The sequence below is a fragment of the Gabonibacter chumensis genome, assembly GCF_024741215.1.
Classification (GTDB): domain Bacteria; phylum Bacteroidota; class Bacteroidia; order Bacteroidales; family Marinifilaceae; genus Gabonibacter; species Gabonibacter massiliensis.
On the sequence record NZ_JANSKB010000003.1, the window covers coordinates 309,083 to 330,850 of the forward strand.

The window sequence follows — 21,768 nt, forward strand, 5'->3', positions numbered from 1 at the left end:
ATTTCTCTTCCGTTTACATTCTTTCCGGCATTTCGATACCCAACATACCCATAGCGCTTTTTATAGCCTCACTGCATTGCCGGGCCAACAACAATCGGATATTCCGAACAGCCACGTTATTCTCCTTCAAAATAGAGTAATCGTGATAAAACTGATTAAACTCCTTGGCCAGCTCGTACGCGTAATTTCCCAATACGGCAGGACTATAATTGTCTCCGGCCTCTTTTACAACCGAAGGCAATTTAGCAATCAACTTAATCAGATTCTGTTCCTTTTCCGTCAACGGAGTATGGATATCTCCCGGTTCAACCGTAATTCCGGCTTCTGCCGCTTTACGCAATACCGACTTAATCCTCGTATAGGTATATTGAATAAAAGGTCCCGTATTCCCGTTAAAATCAATCGATTCTTTCGGATTGAACATCATCGTCTTCTTGGGATCCACCTTTAAAATAAAATATTTTAAAGCACCTAAAGCAACTTTACGATACACCTCTTCTGCCTCCTCTCTGGAATAACCTTCCAACTTTCCCAACTCCTCCGAGGTCACCCGTGCGGTATGAATCATCTCCGCAATAAGATCATCGGCATCGACCACGGTACCTTCCCTTGATTTCATTTTTCCCTCGGGCAATTCCACCATTCCATAAGAGAGGTGTTTGATTTTATCCGCCCACTCGAAACCTAATTTTTTACAAATCAGTGATAACACTTGGAAATGGTAGTTCTGCTCATTACCCACGACATAGATCTCCTGATCGATATTAAATTCATTAAAACGATCGTAAGCCGTCCCAATATCCTGGGTCATGTAAACGGACGTGCCGTCATCCCGCAACAACAATTTGTGATCCAACCCGTCCCCTGTCAAATCCGCCCAAATGCTTCCCGTCTCTTTCTGATACAAAACTCCGTCAGCCAACCCTTTCAACACAAGATCACGCCCCTTTTTATAAGTTTCCGATTCGAAATAGATCTTATCGAAAGAGATCCCCATCAATTGATAGGTTTCATCAAATCCCTTCAATACCCAATCATTCATCATCCGCCACAAAGCCACGGTCTCATCGTCTCCAGCCTCCCATCTTCGCAACATCTCCTGAGCTTCCAACAAAATCGGAGCATTTTTCTTCGCCTCCTCTTCCGGCATTCCTTTCCCCACCAGCTCTTTTATTTGAGCTTTATACTCTTTATCGAAACGTACATAATAATCACCCACGAAATGATCTCCTTTGGTTCCGGTGGATTCCGGTGTTGCTCCATTCGCGAATTTCTTCCAGGCTATCATACTTTTACAAATATGTATTCCCCTATCGTTTACCAAATTAGCCATAATCACCTCATGGCCGTTCGCTTTTTGGATTTCAGACACAGACCACCCCAACAAATTATTCCGTATATGACCCAAATGCAACGGTTTATTCGTATTAGGAGAAGAATACTCTATCATAATCGTCTTCCCGCTCTTCTCTTTTAAGTAGCCGAACCTCTTTTCTTCCGCAACTTCATTCAGCACCTCGAGCCAATAAGCAGAAGAGATCGTAACATTAAGGAAACCTTTAATAACATTGTATTCCTTGACCTCTTCTATATTCTGTTTCAAATACTCTCCCAATTCTTTCGCTGTCTCTTCAGGAGATTTTCGAGAATATCGGGTAAACGGAAAAACCACTACCGTCAAATCTCCGGCAAACTCTTTTCTCGTTTCCTGCAACTGAATATCCTTAGCTGTCAATTCAACCCCGTAACACGCCTTTACGGCCTCCAATACTTGCCGAGTGAGCATTTTTTCTATCGTCATATCGTTCAAACTTTTAAACCATTCACTAACATCCGCAAAAATACAATTTATCAAGATAATATCCGCAATTAATCGGAAAAAACACTTTTTCCCGCGATTATTTCCATTTTTGAACGAATGATCCGAACGAAAAATAAAAATCTTACTCTTCACCCGGTAATTCATCCGATGCTGAATTTATATAATTTATTATATTTGAGCATCCATATGAAAAATATACATTATGAAAGAATTCTTACTCTTTTCGGTTATCGGACTCTTGTTACTCTATTCCTGCTCCAAAGATGAAGAAGCTGTCTCTCCCCACTACTTTGTATCGGTCATCCAGGAAAAAGAATTTTCCGTTGACGAGATAAAAAACAGGTATCCTGAAATTTTCATTCGTTATTCGTCCTTATCCGTTCTTTTACAGAACATTCATGTCACGGCCATACGTTACCGGACAAAAGATTCCAAGAATCAGGATATTATTGCGTCCGGCGTTATCGCTTATCCTTCCAACAAAAAAATAACGGGAGTTACCAGCGTACAACACTCTTCTCTGTTTTTAAAATCCCAAGCTCCTTCCCGCCAACTTCTCCATTTCGAGCTTGCTCCCGTTCTCTTTAAGCAAGTCGTTTTTATGTCGGACTACATCGGATTCGGAGAAACGGAACATCTATTCCATCCTTTCTTTCACAGCAACAGTACTGCCCAGTCCTGCATAGATATGATCAGGGCCGGCAAAGAGTACCTGCAATCCATTCGTTTTCCCGTCCCGGAAGAGATCTCCCTGATGGGATATTCACAAGGAGGAAACGCCACTCTCGCTTTATTGAAGAAAATCGAAGAAATACCCGCTACCGACCTAAAAGTCAAACAAACTTTTGCAGGAGGGGGTGCTTATGATTTGGAAGCCACCTACAACTGTTTTTTGAATCAAAATTATATCTCCCAACCCGCTTTTATTCCCTATCTCATCCTCGGTTTAAACACGGGTAACCATTTGCAGTTAGCTTGGAACGAGATTTTCATCTCTCCCGATCAGGTCATTTCCCTCTTTGACGGAAAACAAGATTTACCGGAAATAAACTCCCGGTTAGGTCATCGGTCGGAAAAAATATTGTCGCCTGCTTTCTTTTTGCCGGAGAAAAACAACTCCATAAAGAAACTGGAAAGAGCTTTAAAACAAAATTCTCTTGTCGACTGGACTCCGAACTCTTCCATCACGCTGATGCACTCTCCCGATGATACGTACGTACCCTACCTAAATGTCGAACATGCCTTTCATTCGTTTCGACAACACGGATGTAAGGTTAACTTCGTCTCCCTTCAAGGAGACCACGGCGAAGCCGGAATTCAATTCTATTTACAGGTAGCACTCAAACTATAAAAAACTTTATCCCTATCTTTCTAATCGTAATGCCCACAAATCCGAAACCGTGAATCTCCGCTCCCTAAGTCACTCGTACCCTCCCAATATTTTAACATATTCCGCCAAGGCCACCTTGTACTGATAATTCGCGGAAACCACACTCGTATATGCTTGCAACCAGGTTGCCTGGGATGAAAGCACATCCAATATCGGTAACCTTCCCTCGTTATAACTAAATGTATTTAACATTAAGTTTTCCCGGGAAATATCCAAGGTGGACTGTGCTATCTCCACTCGTTTGGCCGATTCATTCAACTTCACCCAGGCATTAGCTAACTCCTCTTTAATCTGATCTTCCACTTTACTGATCTCCAATTCCTTATAAACCTCCATGGCTCGATTCTGCTGTACATAGTGACGTTTCTCTCCCCAATTGAATACAGGCATACTCAATTTGGCAAAAGCTACCGTGGTAAAACGCTCTTTGCCGTCTACATTAATCATCGGTGTTCCCCATGCCTCTTTTAAGCCGATACTGAACTGAGGAAGATATTTTGCCCGCACTATTTTTGTTTGTTGTTTCGCCAAATTCAGATTTTCCATGGCGATCTGAAAATCAGGACGACGCTTCAAGGCCGTCTCAACAGGCTGTAACGCGGGAACAACCATCGGTTTCTGAATGGAATCAATGACAACAACCGTCTCCTCCAAAGTAACTCCCATCATAATCTTTAGCGATTGCATGGCTGTTTTAAAGTTCATACCAGCCGTTGACAACTGTAATTCTGCCTCCTTTAACCGAGTCTTTACCATTAATACATCTGTTTTACTGATCGCACCCTCATCGAAACGTTTATTCACGATATCGTATAACTCACGTACAATCAATACAAACTCTTCCGATATCAGATAAAGGGTTTCGTTAGCAGCAACCGACCAATAGCTCAAATCTGCGGCATAAACAATATTATCCCTTGTCAAATCCTCACTCAACCGCGCAATAGCTTCCTGCAATCTCGCTGCATCCCGTTGCTTTTTCACTCCGCTTCCGGAATATATATTCTGGGAAGCCGTTGCGGTGGCGGAATAATTATTATGCTTCATATCAATCCCCTGCATAAACTCCACATCCTCGAATTGATAAGAATAATCTCCTCCTATCTGGACCTTGGGAAAAAAACCTGTCTTGATCGCTTTCAAAGCGGAAACGGCAGCTTTTACAGCTTCCCTCGACTGCTTTACATCTTGATTATACTCCAATACCTTTTGGCGATATTGTTCCAAGGTCAGCGTCAACGCTTGTCCGTTCACCGTAATAGCAGTCAACAGGATCGATATACTCAAAATAAATTGTTTCATATTTTTTTGTTTATGAATTTAGACGGTGGCTCCCGACCCTGCAACTTCAAGAATCGGGATTCCACGCCCTATCTTACTTTTATCCTAAAAATCAAACAATAAGTCACCGGCAATACGACTATGGTCAATAAACTGGCTATCAACAATCCGCCCATGATACAAGCGGCCATTCCCCCGAACATGGCATCGAACAACAAGGGCAGCATTCCCAAGATAGTCGTTCCTGAAGCCATCGTCACCGGTACGATCCTGGATTTTGTAGCCTGCAAAACAGCATCCAAAGGAGCCAAACCGTTTTCCTGTTCTATTCCTATCTGATCCACCAGCACAATAGCATTTTTTATATTCATTCCAACCAATCCCAACACGCCTAACAGGGCAAAAAAGTCAAACATTTTTCCCATCACTAACAATCCAAAAACGACACCTATAAAGATTAGCGGAACCATCAATAAAATGACCGTCGGTTTTCGATAAGTACGAAATAGCAACAAAAGCACGATAAACATCAGTATCAAGGTCAGGGGCATGTTAGCAGCCAAAGCCTGATTTGATTCTTCCTGCGTCTCCTCCTCTCCAAAAACCTTCATCGCATAGCCTTCCGGCAGATCCATCTGCTTCACCTTGCTCAAGACCTTGGCAAAAGCAGCTTTCGTATTTACTCCTCTTTTCGCGTCGCATTGGGCCATCATTACCCGATCCCGATTATAACGCTTGATAACATTAAAATTATAATCATAAGCAAAACTATCCACAACCTGAGCCAACGGGACGGTCAAACCTTTCGAGGTAAATACCGGTAGGGTTTTCATATTATCGAGATTCTTGGTATCCAATCCATCTTCTTTCAATAAAATCGGCATAAACAGGTCTTTTTCCCGATAATCCCCAAGCGCTAACCCATTGGTTGCAATCTTCAACGCGTAGGCAACGGATTGTCGAGTAATTCCCACCCGTTGTCCCCTCTCCTGAGAGTAAGCAGGCTCCCAAACCGGCACCTTATTTCCCCAACTGTTCCGCACATCAGTGACCATTCCGGTTTCCCGCATGATTTTCATGGTGCGATTGGTCAAGGCAACCAGGGTATCTATATTGTCCCCGATAAAACCGATTTCAATAGAGGCCTCTACGGCCGGAGAAAGTTTAAACAGAGAAGAACGGATCAATACATCCGGATAATTTTCCCGGACATAAGCATTCAATCTCTCCTCTAAAATAGGAGAATCAGACTTATCGTCCACTTCTATTAACAAATTACCGAAATTCGATTTCGGACCGAAAGAGGTACTGGCCAAATAATAACGTAACGGAGAACTACCCACTGTTAAGGAGACATTTTTCACCTCCTTCTGTTTCATCAAATATCCCTCTATCTCCATCAATATTTTTTCCGATTCGCGAATACTATACCCTTCCGGCAAGAAACAATCTGCACGGAAATAGGGTTTATCCATATTCGGAAAAAAGTTTTGAGGCATGGCCCCCATAATATAAAGCGAAACGAAAAACAATATGATCACGGTAACAAGCGTTAGTACCTTATGATGTATCAATTCCCGCAATACAGAGGTGAATTTATTATAAAATTTCGTATCATAAGGATCCTTCACGGCCTCACCGCTTCCTTCTTTTAAGATAAAATTACCGAATACTGTCGTCTGCGTCAATGCCAATATCCAACTCAATGCCAGAGAAACAGCCAACACGATAAACAAAGGCTTTACCATCTCCGCGACTGCCGAAGGAGCGAGATAGAGGGGTAAAAAGGAGAAGATGGCTATCAAGGTCGCCCCCAACAATCCCCACTGAGGAGAGGTCGCTCCCTTTATCAGAGCATCCCGCCGCCTCATTCCCTTTTTTATCAATATCTGGGCATTATCCGTGACGACAATGGCATTATCGACCAACATACCCATGGCAATAATAAAAGCCGCCAAAGAGGTCCTGTTTAATCCTACACCCATGAATTGCATGATTAACATGGTTCCGCCGATGGAAAATAGCAAGGAAGAACCGATCAATACCCCTGCTCGAGTTCCCATAACGAGCAGGATTATCAAAATAACGATCACGACGGACTCTATCAGATTCAAAATAAATCCGTTATTTGCTTCCCTTGCAATTTCATTCTCCGGATAAAGAGTTACCAATTCGATACCTACAGGCATCATCTCCACCAACTGGCTCAATTTAGCCTTCACCTTTTCTCCGGCCTTTACCACATCCATATCGGGTACCGTAGAGATACCGATTCCTATAGCCCGTTTACCATTCACCCGAATCAAACTGGAGGGCGGATCCAGATACCCCTTTTCCACGATCGTGATATCCCCCAAGCGAACTTGCTGTCCGGTTTCTGTCACAATTAATTGATTCCGGATATCGTCCAAAGTCTTATAAGTTCCATCGGCAAGGATTTTCAATTCAATATTCCCAGCCCTCTTTACCCCCGTGTTGATAAGTGAATTTTGGGATTTTATAGTATTGATCAACGTGTTTAGATTTAACCCGGAATTAGCTAATTTAGACATCGTTATAAAAACGTTTACCACTTCCGTTTGTTCTCCGAACAACGCCACTTTTTGCACACCGTCTATCGTCACCAATTGAGTTTTCAATTTTTGTCCCCACTCTCTCAAATCGTGATAGCTAAATCCCTCGTCAGCCGTCAAACCGTAATATATGCCGAATACATCTCCAAAATCATCCGATACGCTAATTTGAGAAGCTCCCTGAGGCAGACTCGGTTGGATATTCAATACTTTACGCCTCAATTCATCCCACATCTGAGGCATTTCATCCGGAGGGGTCGCAGGACTCAACTCAATTTTAATTTTAGACATTCCATAAAAAGACTCCGAATTTATTTTATGCACACGCCGCATAGACTGAATTTCCCGCTCTATAGGTTCCGTGATCAATTGTTCCACTTCAGCGGGTGTCGCTCCCGGATACTGCGTAATAATCACTGCCGTTTTAATCACAAAAGGAGAATCCTCTTTTTTCCCTAATAAATCAAACGACAAAACGCCTCCGATCATCAATATGGCCAGGAAAAAATAGATTACTTTCGTGTTATCCAGCGAATATTTTGCTATATTCATAATTTTCCCTTATTATTTTAATATTTTTACTTTTTGACCTTCCGTGATGTAGTTAGCACCCGCTACTACAATGATATTATCGCTATTCAATCCTTTCTCCACGATCACCTTATCATTGCCGATCAATTGTCCGATTTCCACCGCCTGACTCTTTACCGTCTCCGAAGTCGTGTTGTATAACCACACGCATGTTTTACCCGTGTTCAAATCCTTAAAAAGAGCACTCATCGGCACGATATAACTACCTGCTACTGCCGTTTCGATCTTCAAGTTAACTTTACAGGAGAACCCTGGATAAATAGTATGTATATCCCTGGAAAAACGAGAATCATCAATGGACAATTTTACAGGAATACCCGTCCCGTCAGGAGAAGCATCGATAAACTCTTTTACTCGGGCTTTAAACCAAATCCCTTTATAAGTATCAAACTCAACCGTTACCGTCATCGGTACCCGAGTCAAATCCACACTTGTCTCCGGTAAGGTAAAACTGACAGCTAATTTGCGGGGATTCACCAATTTTATAATAGACTCTCCCGGCATCACTTTCTGATAATTTTCCACGAATTTTTTTTCCACGAACCCGTCGAAAGGAGCTCTCAATTTCGTATCCTCCAATGTATTTTGTGAAGTTTCATAAGCCGATTTTCCTTTAATGTAATTCGCCTCCGCTATCTCATAATCTTGCTTGGAAATGGCTTGCATAGCCAATAGTTTCTTATTCCGCTCCAATTGAGATTTAGCCGTCAAATAGGCAGCTTTATTCGCTTCGTATTGTAACCGATAATCCAAGGGATCTACCTGCGCGATGATTTGATTTTTCTTTATTTTCTGTCCCTCCTCCACGTTCATTTCAATTAACGGACCCGATACTTTAAAAGCCAGATTGCTATATTCTTCCGCCTCGACGATCCCCGTATACACCTTATTGATAGCATCTAACGATTCTACTTTTACAACCTTTACTGGACGGATAATATCGGGAGCCGCGTTATCCTTTTTCCCTTTACAAGAGATGCCCAGAAGTACGTATAAACCTACAATTGCCCATTTACACCTCATAAAACAAATTATTATTAATTATTAATCCATTTCTTTACTACAAGGGCTACGTCTTTACAACTTCCATGCCAGAATCACAATGAACGAAATGAAGCAAAAATTCAGACAAAGATTTCACCCAAATATATACAATACGAAATAAACCATAAAAAGTTCATTTATACACATTTTGAACTAAAAAAACGTTCGATGGCATTATCGAACGTTTTTAATTAATCATACGTATTCTATACTATTCAAACGAATCACTTCATTAAGCCAGCACTTCTCAATTTAATTTCAGTCAATATTTTTTTCGTATACAATGGAAATTCACTATTCAGCATCCAGGCAAAATACCCCGGTTGCTCTTTCAATACCTGAAGTACGGGAATCCCCTTATTTTTTCCAAAATTAAATACCTCAACCCCATTCTCATCATACACGATAAAACCGGCGAAATCCGCGTTATTACTTTGCGACGAAAACTTACTCAAAAAAGTAATATCATTTTCCAACTGCCCCTCATAACGTTCCAACTGAGATTGCAATACTTCATAAGTAGCCAAGGTATCCGCCGCAGCGGTATGTGCATCTTCCAAATTCTTATCACAATAAAAACGATAAGCCGCACTCAACGTACGTTGTTCCATCTTATGAAAAATAGTTTGTACATCCACAAATCTGCGTCTGCGCATATCAAAATCCACTCCCACCCTCAAAAACTCTTCTGCAAGCAGAGGAATATCAAAACGATTCGAATTATATCCTCCCAGATCACATCCTTCAATAAAACGGGCCAACTCTTTAGCTACCTCCTTAAAAACAGGACAATCCTTTACATCTTCGTCCTTAATACCATGAATCGCGGTCGCTTGTTCCGGTATATGCATCTCCGGATTTATCCGGAGGGTTCTCTGTTCTTCTTTCCCATTAGGGTGAATTTTCAAAACAGATATTTCAACAATCTTGTCCTTGGCGATGTTAATACCCGTCGTTTCCAAATCAAAGAAAACGATCGGGCAGGTCAGTTTTAGCTTCACAAACTTCCAATTTAAATTTCAAATAAGCTATTATACCATCATCGGCATCAATAGCATCAATAAATCCTCCTCCTGATTATCGCTTTCATAAGGCAGGAAGAGACCGGGACGACTCGGATCCGATAACTCCAATACAAAATATTCCGTATTCAAATTAGCTAAGATTTCCAACACGAAAGGAGATTTAAACCCGATTGCCATCTCCTCTCCGTCGTATTGACACGAGATCGTTTCGTGTCCGGACATAGCATAATCCACATCCTGAGCCGAGATAACCATCGAACCTCTTGTCAAATCGAATTTCACCAAATTACTGGCTTGATTAGCCATTACGGAGACTCTTCTCAGGGTATTATACAACTCTTTTTTCTCAATAATAATCTTCTTGGGATTATTTTGAGGAATAACCGAATTATAATTCGGGAAACGTCCCTCCACAAGAGTACATATCATCTTGTAATCTCCGAAAACGAAACAGGCCATTTTTTCATTGAATTGCATTTTCAATTCGCTTTCATCTTTCGGTAAAATATTCTTCAATAATAAAGAGGGTTTTTTCGGCAGGATCAAAGCCCGTTGCTCTCCATCCGTACGAGCATCGAAACGCTTGTATCGTACCAATTTATGAGCATCAGAAGCGACAAAAGTGAAATTTTCCGCGTTCATCTCAATCAGAATGCAGTTCATCACCGGACGAAGATCGTCGTTCGCCGTTGCAAAAACGGTCTTGGAGATCCCTTCTAACAACATGCCGCAATTGGTTACTAACACGACCGAATTTTCGTCCAAACCGGATTGTACCGGATAATCCTCCGCACTCTCTCCCATCACGGAAAACTCGCCCTTGTCGGAAATAATCGTCACTTTATGAGTCGCCTCATTGATTTCAAAAGTCAACGGTTGCTCCGGAAACTCCTTCAATATATCCAACAATAATTTAGCAGGAATGGTAATACTACCGGGAGTCTCCAATTGTTCCAACTCTACACGGGCTTCCATGGTAGTTTCTTTATCGGATGCGGTAACATACAACCTATTGTCTTTAGCCACCAATAAAATATTATCCAGAATCGGCTGAGCAGGCTTTCCGCTAATGACGCGACTCACCGCTTGCAACCGAGAAAGAAAAGTGCTACTTGATATAACAAACTTCATATTAATACGATTTTAAATTTACATTTGCATAGTATTTTCGACTTCTTCAACGGTAATCGGAGCACGACGATCTCCCATGCATTCACAACCGTTTTCCGTGATTAGGATATCGTCCTCCAAACGAATACCCCCGAAATCTTTATAAGCTTCGATCTTGTCATACACCAAATAATCTTTATGCATGCCTTGTGCTCTCCACTGATCAATCAAAGCTGGAATAAAATAACAACCCGGTTCATCCGTAATAACAAAACCCGGTTGTAACATTCTTCCCATCCGCAAAGAAGAAGCACCGAACTGGTTAATCGGACGGGTAACCTCATCGTATCCTACGTATATCTGTCCCAAATCTTCCATATCATGCACGTCCAACCCCATCATATGACCTAAACCGTGAGGCATAAACAAGGCATGCGCACCGGCAGCAACCGCCTCATTCACGTCTCCTTTCATCAATCCGAGATCCTTCAACCCCTGGGCCAACACCTTGCAGGCCTCCAGGTGTACATATTGATAAGTCACTCCCGGACGGGCAATTTCCATGGCCTTATTATTACAAGCCAGTACTATATTATAAATCTCTTTTTGCCTCTGGTTAAATTTTCCTCCGACAGGTACGGTACGCGTAAAATCCGAACAATAATTCATAACCGATTCGGCCCCGGCATCCGTCAGCATCATGCGTCCTTCCGTCAATATCTTACTGTGGTCATGATTATGCAAGGTCTCTCCATTTTGAGATAAAATAACCGGGAAAGAGACCATATTACCGTAAGAAGCGGCAATACCTTCGATCAATCCGGCAATATACTGTTCTTTCACTCCCGGCTGAGCGTGTTTCATCGCTGTCACATGCATTTCGTATCCGATGTTACAAGCCCGGTTAATTTCATCAATCTCACACGGTTCTTTCACGGAACGCAAGGAGATAACAGCCTTAACCAACTCTAACGAAGCATAACTCTTCACCAAAGAGTGATGAATGCCCAGCAAATCCTCCAAAATAATCCTATTTCGATACCGATAAGGAGGTAAGAAATGAATTTTGCGTCCGGCAGCTATCGCCTCCTTCAAACAATCAGCTAATTTGGTAAAAGGTGCCGTATCAGCGACTCCGACGCCAGCAGCCATATCTTTCACGGTCGGTTGGGGGCCCATCCAGATAATATCGTCCATATCCACATCGTTCCCGAAAATATACTCTTTACCGGAATCTACATCCAGCACCCCGGCAAAACCGGGCAAATTCAACCCGAAAAAATAAAGAAACGAGCTATCCTGTCTGAACTTATAGGTGTTATCCGTATAATTCGCAGGGGCTTCTCCATTACCGAGAATAAGTATCAAACCGCTACTCATTTTCTCAATAAGTCGCTTTCTTCTACTAACATACACGCTTTTATCAAACATATCTTATTGTTATTTTAATGAATAATTTTCAACGTCAGAAATGAGACGACAAGGTACTGATTTTTTTTAATAGATGAAAAAATTTATTTCCAAAATCACAAATTCCTCTCTTTTTAAACACAACCATTCCGGGATCAGGGAATTGAGTTCTTCTTTAACTCTCCAAGTCCCCCGATCCCGGAATTTATTTATTTTCTTCATTTTTTCCGCTGAAAAAGAAATGCCCCGAAAGGAAGACATATTCCGGCAATGACTACCTGATAAGCGCCATACAAAACCCGTACTTCCTCCGCCATCATCTCCCCGGTCAATGTCGTCGCAGCTCCCTCCTTATCCAAATAAATAACGATAATGCGCCATAACACCACAAAAGCCGCGGCCAAACTGAAACCCGAACCGATGTATACCCAACCCACACCCATATCTTCTCTCAATTTTCCCCTCAGCCCCAATAAAAAAGCGACGGCAAACATAATGAACGTGAACCAACCCGCCGACTGATATCCCATAATCGAACCATAAAGGTTTACTTCGTACCAAGGTAAAAAAGTAGCTATCATTCCGATGATCGCCATAATAAAAACAACTAATTTCTGTCTACTCATGATCTCTTATTTTTTATTTCATTTTTTAAGATTTACGTATTTATCAAGTAAAGAGTTACAGAAGGAAACCATTGATTTTTTGCAGTTTATTTAAAACGATTCTAAACATTGTTTTTTAAGAATAATCAACATCAAATTGTTTGAAAATCGCAATAACAATCAGTAATTTCGCACCTTGTATTTTTAGCAGACAAAAAGTTCTAAAAATATGTGTGGAAAACAAATTAAGATTAAACATAATATCTAATTAATTAAATTTTATCACGATGAAACCAACTCATATCGAGCACATTGGCATTGCCGTTGCCAGTTTGGATGAAGCCATTCCATTTTATGAAAAAGTATTGGGATTAGAATGCTATGCAATTGAAGAAGTAAAAGATCAAAAAGTAAAAACGGCCTTCTTCAAAGTGGGACAGACAAAAATTGAATTACTGGAGTCGACTGATCCGGAAGGCCCTATCGGTAAATTCGTGGAAAAAAACGGAGGCGGTATGCACCACATAGCTTTCGCCGTTGAAGATGTTCAAACCGCATTGAACGATGCACAAGCTGCAGGTTGTCAGCTAATCGACAAAGCACCCCGCGGAGGTGCAGAAGGACTAAGAATCGGATTCCTTCACCCGAAATCAACGTTCAGAGTATTGACGGAACTTTGCGGGACAAAATAATTTTTTCAGATAATCAGCCTATATAAATTTTGATACTATGACCAATCAAGATAAAGTCAAAGAGTTAATCGAATTACGAGCCCAGGCGAGACTTGGCGGAGGGGAAAAGCGAATAGAATCCCAGCACAAGAAAGGGAAATATACCGCTCGAGAAAGAATCGCCATGTTGCTGGATGAAAACAGTTTCGAAGAGTTCGATATGTTCATAACACACCGTTGCTACAATTTCGGCATGGAAAAAACCAAGTTTTTGGGAGACGGCGTGGTGACCGGTCAGGGAACAATTGACGGACGTCTCGTATTTGTTTTCGCTCAAGACTTCACGGTTTTCGGTGGAGCACTTTCCGAAACGTTAGCTCAAAAAATTTGCAAGGTGATGGATAAAGCTATGACCGTGGGAGCTCCTATCATCGGATTGAACGACTCAGGCGGTGCCCGTATTCAAGAAGGTGTTAACTCTTTAGCCGGATACGCCGAAATTTTCGAACGGAACATTCTGGCTTCGGGAGTAATTCCGCAAATCTCCGCCATATTCGGTCCTTGTGCCGGAGGAGCCGTGTATTCTCCCGCGTTGACGGACTTCATTCTGATGACCGATCAATCGTCTTATATGTTCGTAACCGGTCCGAAGGTTGTAAAAACCGTAACAGGAGAAGACATCACGACCGAAGAATTAGGAGGTGCGGAAGTTCATTCAACGAAATCCGGCGTTTCTCATTTCCTGGCAGAAAACGAGGAAGAGGGAATCGCTATTATCCGCGATTTGCTCTCTTACCTACCGTCTAACAACTTGGAAGAAACCCCGATCGCTCCATGCAATGATCCGATCGATCGTTTGGAAGACCAGTTAAACGAGTTGATTCCCGATAATCCGAATTTACCGTACAACATGATGGATGTTATTAAAGCCATCGTGGACAACGGAAAATTCCTGGAAGTTCACAAACGTTATGCACGGAATATCATTGTCGGATTCTGCCGCATGGGAGGACGTTCCGTCGGTGTGATCGCTAACCAGCCGAATTTCTACGCCGGAGTACTTGACATCGAAGCCTCCCGCAAAGCAGCCCGCTTCGTGCGTTTCTGCGACTGTTTCAACATTCCCGTGTTAACCTTGGTTGACGTACCGGGATTTTTACCGGGACGCATGCAAGAATACGGCGGCATCATCACCCACGGGGCAAAACTCATGTTTGCTTACGGAGAGGCAACCGTACCGAAAGTAACCATTACTTTACGGAAATCCTACGGTGGTGCTCACGACGTGATGTCGTGCAAACAATTGCGCGGGGATTTCAACTACGCCTGGCCGACAGCACAAATCGCCGTTATGGGAGCCAAGGGTGCCATTGAAGTATTGTATGGCAAGGAGTTAGCCGCCATCTCCGATCCGGAGGAAAAAGCTAAGTTCGTTGCCACAAAAGAAGAGGAATACAACACGGCTTTCGCAAACCCGTACAAAGCCGCTTCATACGGATACATCGATGATGTCATCGACCCGCGTAATACGCGTTTCCGCGTTATCCGCGCTTTCCAGTCTTTACAGACCAAGCGCATCGTTAACCCGATGAAGAAACATTCAAATATACCGTTGTAAGCCATATGATCACATTAGCAATAAACTGGGGTTATGCTCTCCTCATTACAGGTGTAGGAATGCTGACAGTGTTTCTATTATTGGTTCTTTTGATCTGGATCATTAATTTACAGACCAAGATCGCAAATCAAGTGAAAGATCATGCCACCAAAGCGGTTATAGAACCGGAAAAAACAGTTGTGACGACGGATACCCATCCGACCCCACACGAACAAGCTGCCGTTGCCATGGCTATGCATCTATATTTTAACTCCCATGACGAAGAGCCTCATGTAATCACGATCGAAGAGGTCGAAAAACGTTATTCTCCGTGGAGCTCTAAAATTTATGGCATGAGAAATCTTAATAAGTAAAATAAACAGATTATGAATAAATTCAAAATCACCATAGACGAAAACAACTTCGACGTAACTGTCAATATAACGGACCATAACAAGGCCACGGTCGAGGTGAACGGGATATCTTATGACGTAACTTACGAAAGTAGGAATACGGTCGCTCCTACCGCCGTACCCCGCAAGCCCGCAGCAATACCGACATCGACCACGTACAAGAGTCCGGCGCAAAATACGGCGTCCAACAAAACCAACACGATTAAAGCACCGCTTCCCGGTACGATATCCGCAATCAGTGTCAAAGTCGGCAGTCAGGTGAAACGCGGAGATTGCCTGCTTGTGATGGAAGCCATGAAAATGGAAAATAACATCGTGGCAAGTAGCGACGGCCAAGTGAAAACAATTCATGTTACCGTAGGTCAGAGTGTTTCACAGGACGACCCACTTGTTGAATTGGCTTAATTACCGTAAAACATTTGAAAATGAAACAAGTAAAAAAATACCTGTTAAAGATAGCCTTATTACTCGGAATATTTATCATGCCCTTTGCTGCCGGAGCAGAAGAGATCGATATGGGAGAAAAAGTGACCAAATTCCTGAATGACACAGGATTTGCACATCTCTATTCCGGGAACTGGTTATGTCTGGTCATGATAGTCGTAGCTTGCGTACTATTTTATTTAGCCATTGTTAAAAAATTCGAGCCCTTGTTATTGTTACCCATCGCTTTCGGGATGTTGCTGACGAACTTGCCCGGGGCAGGATTGTACCATCCGGAACTCTTTGAAGGAGGACACGTACATTGGGGCAATTTTGCAAACTATAATAACGTCGGTTTGCTGGATTATATTTATTTAGGAGTAAAATTAGGGATTTATCCCTGTATCATTTTTATCGGTGTCGGGGCAATGACGGATTTCGGTCCGCTATTGGCTAATCCTAAAAGTTTTCTGTTAGGTGCGGCAGCTCAACTCGGAATCTTCGCAACATTCTTGGGAGCCCTTGCACTCGGATTCACCTACGCGGAAGCAGGCTCAATAGGTATTATCGGGGGAGCCGATGGCCCTACAGCCATTTACCTGACGTCTAAGCTGGCTCCGGGGTTACTTGGTCCTATCGCGGTAGCGGCTTATTCCTACATGGCATTGGTTCCCGTGATCCAACCGCCGATCATGAAAGCGCTGACAACCCAGAAAGAACGGGAAATTGTGATGCAACAATTGCGTAAAGTTTCCAAAAAAGAGAAAATCGTATTCCCGATCGTCGTAACCATCTTCGTATCGTTACTCTTACCCTCTGCAGCTCCTCTAATCGGATGTCTGATGCTGGGCAACCTGATGCGCGAATGCGGTGTGGTCGAACGCTTGAGCAAAACGGTTCAAAACGAGTTGATGAATATCTGTACGATATTTTTAGGGATTTCCGTCGGAGCGACCACGACAGCCGCCGCTTTCCTGAATTTCCAGACACTGGCTATTCTGGTTATCGGTATTCTGGCTTTCAGTATCGGTAGTGCCGGTGGAGTTTTACTGGCAAAATTCATGAACTTGTTTACCAAAAACAAGATCAATCCGTTGATCGGTTCCGCCGGAGTTTCCGCCGTTCCGATGGCTGCCCGCGTATCACAAAACGTAGGCCAAGAAGCCAACCCGGGCAACTTCCTGCTGATGCATGCCATGGGACCCAACGTAGCCGGAGTTATCGGTTCTGCCGTAGCCGCCGGTATATTATTGTCTTTCTTGGGATAATTCGATATCCGAGACTACCTCAAATCTGTTTTTGAGGTAGTCTTTTTATATTCCGTTCGTTCGGATCATTTTCCTTTAACCATTTAATTCAATTTCTATTCATGGGACTTAGAGGTTTCGGTAGTGATAACTTCTCCGGAGTATTACCGGAAGTTTTCAAAGCACTGGAAGAATCGGCTTTCGGGCATCAACACTCCTACGGGGAAGACAAATACACGGAAAAAGCCGTTGAAGATTTCAAACAACTGTTCGGAGACGATATAGACGTCTATTTCGTTTACAACGGAACGGGAGCCAATATTTTGAGCCTCTCGGCATTCACGCATTCGTACAATGCCATCATTTGTGCAGAAACAGCCCATATCAACGTGGACGAATGCGGGGCTATCGAGAAACAGACCGGAAGTAAGCTGTTGACCGTTCCGACGTATGACGGGAAACTCACCCTGGGACTGATTCATAACCATATGCATGGATTCGACGATCAACACCACTCCCAACCGAAAATAATCTCTTTAACCCAATGCACGGAACTCGGAACCGTCTACACGCGTGAAGAGTTGAAAGAAATTTGCGATTTCGCCCATGCCCGCGATATGTATGTCCACATGGACGGAGCCCGATTAGCCAATGCCGTTGCTTATCTGGGATGTACCGCAGCCAGTATAACCAAAGAAGCGGGTATCGACGTGCTAAGTTTCGGTGGAACCAAAAACGGTATGATGTTCGGGGAAGCCGTCATTTTTTTCAATACACGAATGTCGAAAGAGGTTAAGTATATCCGGAAGCAACTGATGCAATTACACTCTAAATCCCGTTTTATTGCCGCCCAGTTCTCCGCCATGTTAAAAGATAATTTATGGTTAAAATCGGCGGCTCATGCCAATGCCATGGCACAAAAACTGGCCAATGCCGCAGAACAGATACCCTCCGTAAACATCACGCAAAAAGTGGAAGCGAATGAAATCTTCGCCATTATTCCGAGAGAAAAAATCTCCAAACTTCAAAATGAATGCTTTTTTTACGTATGGGATGAAGACGCCGCCGAAGTGAGATGGGTTTGTTCATTCGACACCACGGAAAACGATGTCATCGAATTCGCAAATCTTCTGCGTCAAGAGTTGTGCTAAAGGATGGATAGAGCGATCATCACGACGGAAGACGGCAGCAATACCCTGTATATACCCGATTTGAATGAGCCCTATCATTCTATTCACGGTGCGATACAGGAATCGATTCACGTATTCATTAAAGCCGGAATAGTCTATTACGGTCAAAAGAATATCCGTATCCTGGAAGCCGGATTCGGAACCGGGTTAAACGCTTTTTTGACACTTATGGAGGCTCGTGAAAATCAAAGGAACGTGATATTCCATACCTTTGAAAAATATCCGCTGACCCTTCAAGAAGTGGAACAGCTCAATTATCCGGATCATTTCGCTCCGGAAAACGCATCTTTATTCGCACGATTACATAATGCCCCCTGGAACGAGAATGTTGTCATAACGCCCTATTTCACGCTCCACAAACACAAGGCAGATTTTGAAGAAGTCAACTTCCACGAATATTTCGACATCGTCTTCTTTGACGCCTTTGCCCCCGACGTACAACCCCGTCTGTGGACGGAAGATATGTTCGCCAAGTTTTACAAAGCATTAAAACCGGAAGGAATTCTTACAACCTATTGTGTGAAAGGAACCGTGAAAAGAGCTCTCCGCAACATCGGATTTAACCTGAAACGCCTTCCCGGTCCCCCGGGAAAACGGGAGATGCTGAGAGGGGAGAAGATTTAGGTGATTGAGTGATTAGGTGATTATATGATTAGGTGATTATATGATTATAAAAACTGAAAATAATTTCAACTATGTCTGCACTAAAACAACTTCTTGACGAGAAATACATTGAGTATTGCAGATCCGATTTTTTTATCGAAACGGATCCCATCCAAATCCCTAAACTTTTTGAGGAGAAGGAAGACATTGAAATTGCCGGATTCATGGCAGCCACATTAGCCTGGGGCCAACGACCGACTATTATAAAAAAATGCAAAGAGTTGATGAAACGAGTGGATTACGCTCCCTATGACTTTGTCCTTCATGCAACGGATGCCGATTACTCCTGTTTGTCGGGCTTTAAGCACCGCACTTTCAATGATTACGATTGTATCTACTTTTTCAAATCACTTTCCCGCATTTATAAAGATTACGGTGGATTAGAAGGTCTGTTTTCCCGAGCTTACCGACAACATCTGGATATGTTCGACGTATTGGCGGAATGGCACACGATATTTACGTCTTCTCCGGCGAATACCAGAGTTCTGCGTCATATTGCCAATGTAGAGAAGGGATCTGCAGCCAAGCGGATTAACATGTTCCTGCGCTGGATGGTCCGTCGGGATGAAATTGACTTCGGACTATGGAAAGAAATCCCTACTTCTGCCCTTCTTATTCCGTTGGACTTGCATACCGGAAATGTCAGCAGACAATTAGGACTTTTAACTCGATCGCAAAACGATCGACAAGCGGTTCTTGAATTAACTTGCCGTCTTCGGGAGTTCGACCCCATCGATCCGATCCGTTATGATTTTGCCCTTTTCGGTTTGGGAGCATTCGCAAAATAATCTCTACGATTGTTTCTCAAAATCATCCAAAGCAGTAGATTCTTCCCTTAATTCATCCATATAATCAGACATATTATCCTTCGCATCTTCATCATTGTTCTCTAAAATCGATTCCAGAATTTCATTGTATTCGGCATTCAGGACATCATCGTTTTTTGAATAACGATTGTCTCGTTCCTCTTCGGGCAATGAATATTTTTTCTCATCTCTTTTCATTATTCTCTCATTCAAATTTATACCTTATCGAACGTAGAATGAAATAAAAGGTTTAAAATTTTCCATCGAAACATAACAAGCGGTCGATAGGACCGCTTGTTTCAACAATATTCGATATAAATCTACAAATTAAACGTGTCCCTGAGCACACATGGCTTCTGCCACTTTAATAAAACCTCCGATATTGGCTCCTTTCACGTAATTCACCTTATCCCCTTCCTTGCCGTATCTAACACAAGTATCGTGAATATCTTTCATAATCCGCGATAACTTAGCATCTACCTCCTCTGCCGTCCAACTGTAATGCATGGCATTCTGACTCATTTCCAAACAGGATGTAGCAACACCTCCCGCATTGGCAGCCTTACCGGGAACAAAAGTAATGTGCTCATTAGCGTAATGTATGGCCTCCGGAGTACATCCCATATTAGAGGTTTCAACGATCAGCTTACAACCGTTAGCAACCAACTGTCTGGCATCCTCTCCATTAAGCTCATTCTGGATCGCACAAGGAAAAGCGATATCACACTTTACCTCCCAAGGTTTTTTACCGACTTTGAACCGAGCTCCAAATTTTTTCGCATACGGCTCTACGACATCGTTATTACTTGCGCGCAGTTCAAGCAAATAGTTAATTTTCTCCTGATCCAATCCCTTTTCATCGTAGATATATCCGTCAGGGCCCGAGACCGTAATAACCTTAGCTCCCAACTGAACCAATTTCTGAGCTGCCCCCCAGGCAACATTACCGAACCCGGAAAGAGCAACAACCTTACCGGCAATCTTCTCTCCCTGGGAAGCCAACACATGTTGCGCGAGATAAACCGTACCGTATCCCGTAGACTCCGGACGTACCCGAGAGCCACCGAACTCGAAAGGTTTCCCGGTCAAAACTCCGGTAAATTCGTTACGGATTCTCTTGTATTGCCCGAACATATACCCGACTTCACGTCCGCCTACACCAAGATCCCCTGCCGGAACATCCGTATCAGGGCCGATGTATTTACAGAGTTCTGTCATAAAACTTTGACAAAACCGCATCACTTCGTTATCAGATTTTCCTTTCGGGTTAAAGTCCGATCCCCCCTTACCTCCCCCCATGGGAAGAGTTGTCAAAGAGTTTTTAAAAGTCTGCTCGAACCCCAGAAATTTTAACGTACCGAGCGTTACTGCCGGATGAAAACGAATCCCCCCTTTATACGGTCCGATTGCACTATTGAATTGAACCCGATAGCCCCGGTTGATTTGCACCTCTCCTTTATCGTCGATCCAGGGCACCCGGAACATGATCACTCTTTCGGGTTCTACCATTTTCTCCAGTATTTTATTAGCCTTGTATTTAGGGTTAGCCTGATAGGTATCCCATACGGTTTCAATAACCTCTTCTACCGCTTGATGGAATTCGGGTTCTCCCGGAGTCCTTGCCTTTAAGGCGTCCATGAATTCTTGCATTTCTGTTTTCATTTTCATTCCGATTAATCAATTAAAAGATGATCCTTCTTTTAATACGTTATTAAATTTTGACTAAATATAGACTCTTATTAGCGCTCTCCCAACTATTCTTCTATGGCTTTTTCTCATACGGTATAACGTTTCATTATATTTATATACAACACCTTATAACTTTCCGGCTCTCAACAAGAAGATTCTTAAAAACAAATAACCGGTTCCCTTTTCTGGCAACCGGTTATCCGTTTTTAAAATCCTAA

At 42.8% G+C, this 21,768-nt stretch carries 19 protein-coding genes; 9 read left to right on the top strand and 10 right to left on the bottom strand.

Translation table 11 applies throughout. From position 1 onward, the window contains the following. Window positions 1-13 precede the first annotated feature (13 nt). Window positions 14-1,801, bottom strand: a complete 1,788-nt coding sequence (argS, locus tag NVS78_RS10815) for an arginine--tRNA ligase (protein WP_286359185.1) — start codon at window positions 1,799-1,801, stop codon at window positions 14-16. Between the two features lie 223 nt (window positions 1,802-2,024). On the opposite strand from argS, the gene NVS78_RS10820 reads away from it, so the two are divergent. Beyond that, window positions 2,025-3,173, top strand: a complete 1,149-nt coding sequence (locus NVS78_RS10820; protein ID WP_286359186.1) for an alpha/beta hydrolase — start codon at window positions 2,025-2,027, stop codon at window positions 3,171-3,173. A gap of 69 nt (window positions 3,174-3,242) precedes the next feature. Here NVS78_RS10820 and NVS78_RS10825 read toward each other — a convergent pair whose 3' ends face one another. The 7 genes from NVS78_RS10825 to NVS78_RS10855 form a co-directional block, all read right to left on the bottom strand. Next, window positions 3,243-4,514: a TolC family protein gene (locus NVS78_RS10825; RefSeq protein WP_286359187.1), complete on the bottom strand. Its 1,272-nt coding sequence runs from the start codon at window positions 4,512-4,514 to the stop codon at window positions 3,243-3,245. Between the two features lie 68 nt (window positions 4,515-4,582). Then, window positions 4,583-7,618 carry an efflux RND transporter permease subunit gene (locus NVS78_RS10830; protein ID WP_041502153.1) on the bottom strand — a complete coding sequence of 1,012 codons (3,036 nt, stop codon included), beginning with the start codon at window positions 7,616-7,618 and terminating at the stop codon, window positions 4,583-4,585. A 12-nt stretch (window positions 7,619-7,630) separates the two neighbouring features. Then, window positions 7,631-8,680, bottom strand: coding sequence for an efflux RND transporter periplasmic adaptor subunit (locus NVS78_RS10835; RefSeq protein WP_286359188.1), 1,050 nt, complete (start codon window positions 8,678-8,680; stop codon window positions 7,631-7,633). 245 nt (window positions 8,681-8,925) lie between these two features. Beyond that, a complete protein-coding gene (locus tag NVS78_RS10840) occupies window positions 8,926-9,702 on the bottom strand; it encodes a 3'-5' exonuclease (RefSeq protein ID WP_286359189.1) in 777 nt (258 codons plus the stop codon). A gap of 30 nt (window positions 9,703-9,732) precedes the next feature. Then, a complete protein-coding gene (gene dnaN, locus NVS78_RS10845) occupies window positions 9,733-10,857 on the bottom strand; it encodes a DNA polymerase III subunit beta (protein ID WP_286359190.1) in 1,125 nt (374 codons plus the stop codon). An 18-nt stretch (window positions 10,858-10,875) separates the two neighbouring features. Beyond that, complete coding sequence (locus tag NVS78_RS10850) at window positions 10,876-12,267, bottom strand: aminopeptidase P family protein (RefSeq protein ID WP_286359191.1); 1,392 nt, start codon at window positions 12,265-12,267, stop codon at window positions 10,876-10,878. Window positions 12,268-12,464: 197 nt separating this feature from the next. Continuing rightward, window positions 12,465-12,872 (bottom strand): hypothetical protein, encoded by a 408-nt coding sequence (locus NVS78_RS10855; protein WP_041502158.1) that lies wholly within the window; start codon window positions 12,870-12,872, stop codon window positions 12,465-12,467. A 266-nt stretch (window positions 12,873-13,138) separates the two neighbouring features. Between NVS78_RS10855 and mce the strand changes: the two genes are divergently transcribed. From mce to NVS78_RS10895, 8 genes are all read left to right on the top strand, one after another. Next, window positions 13,139-13,543: a methylmalonyl-CoA epimerase gene (gene mce / locus NVS78_RS10860; protein ID WP_041502159.1), complete on the top strand. Its 405-nt coding sequence runs from the start codon at window positions 13,139-13,141 to the stop codon at window positions 13,541-13,543. 37 nt (window positions 13,544-13,580) lie between these two features. Beyond that, window positions 13,581-15,140 carry an acyl-CoA carboxylase subunit beta gene (locus NVS78_RS10865; protein WP_286359192.1) on the top strand — a complete coding sequence of 520 codons (1,560 nt, stop codon included), beginning with the start codon at window positions 13,581-13,583 and terminating at the stop codon, window positions 15,138-15,140. A 5-nt stretch (window positions 15,141-15,145) separates the two neighbouring features. Further along, the gene (locus NVS78_RS10870; RefSeq protein WP_286359193.1) at window positions 15,146-15,493 is read left to right on the top strand and encodes an OadG family transporter subunit; all 348 of its coding nucleotides are present in this window, start codon (window positions 15,146-15,148) and stop codon (window positions 15,491-15,493) included. A 12-nt stretch (window positions 15,494-15,505) separates the two neighbouring features. After that, window positions 15,506-15,937 carry an acyl-CoA carboxylase biotin carboxyl carrier protein subunit gene (locus tag NVS78_RS10875; protein WP_041502162.1) on the top strand — a complete coding sequence of 144 codons (432 nt, stop codon included), beginning with the start codon at window positions 15,506-15,508 and terminating at the stop codon, window positions 15,935-15,937. 20 nt (window positions 15,938-15,957) lie between these two features. Continuing rightward, entirely contained in the window at window positions 15,958-17,223 is a 1,266-nt protein-coding gene (locus tag NVS78_RS10880) for a sodium ion-translocating decarboxylase subunit beta (protein ID WP_286359194.1), read from the top strand. Between the two features lie 101 nt (window positions 17,224-17,324). After that, window positions 17,325-18,353 (top strand): threonine aldolase family protein, encoded by a 1,029-nt coding sequence (locus NVS78_RS10885; RefSeq protein ID WP_286359195.1) that lies wholly within the window; start codon window positions 17,325-17,327, stop codon window positions 18,351-18,353. Window positions 18,354-18,356: 3 nt separating this feature from the next. After that, a complete protein-coding gene (gene mnmC2 / locus NVS78_RS10890; RefSeq protein WP_286359196.1) occupies window positions 18,357-19,016 on the top strand; it encodes a tRNA (5-methylaminomethyl-2-thiouridine)(34)-methyltransferase MnmC2 in 660 nt (219 codons plus the stop codon). 71 nt (window positions 19,017-19,087) lie between these two features. Continuing rightward, window positions 19,088-19,843: a TIGR02757 family protein gene (locus NVS78_RS10895; protein WP_286359197.1), complete on the top strand. Its 756-nt coding sequence runs from the start codon at window positions 19,088-19,090 to the stop codon at window positions 19,841-19,843. A gap of 3 nt (window positions 19,844-19,846) precedes the next feature. Here NVS78_RS10895 and NVS78_RS10900 read toward each other — a convergent pair whose 3' ends face one another. Together NVS78_RS10900 and gdhA are read right to left on the bottom strand one after the other, a co-directional pair. Continuing rightward, entirely contained in the window at window positions 19,847-20,059 is a 213-nt protein-coding gene (locus NVS78_RS10900) for a hypothetical protein (RefSeq protein WP_286359198.1), read from the bottom strand. 129 nt (window positions 20,060-20,188) lie between these two features. Beyond that, window positions 20,189-21,523, bottom strand: a complete 1,335-nt coding sequence (gdhA, locus tag NVS78_RS10905; RefSeq protein WP_286359199.1) for an NADP-specific glutamate dehydrogenase — start codon at window positions 21,521-21,523, stop codon at window positions 20,189-20,191. Window positions 21,524-21,768: the final 245 nt, after the last annotated feature.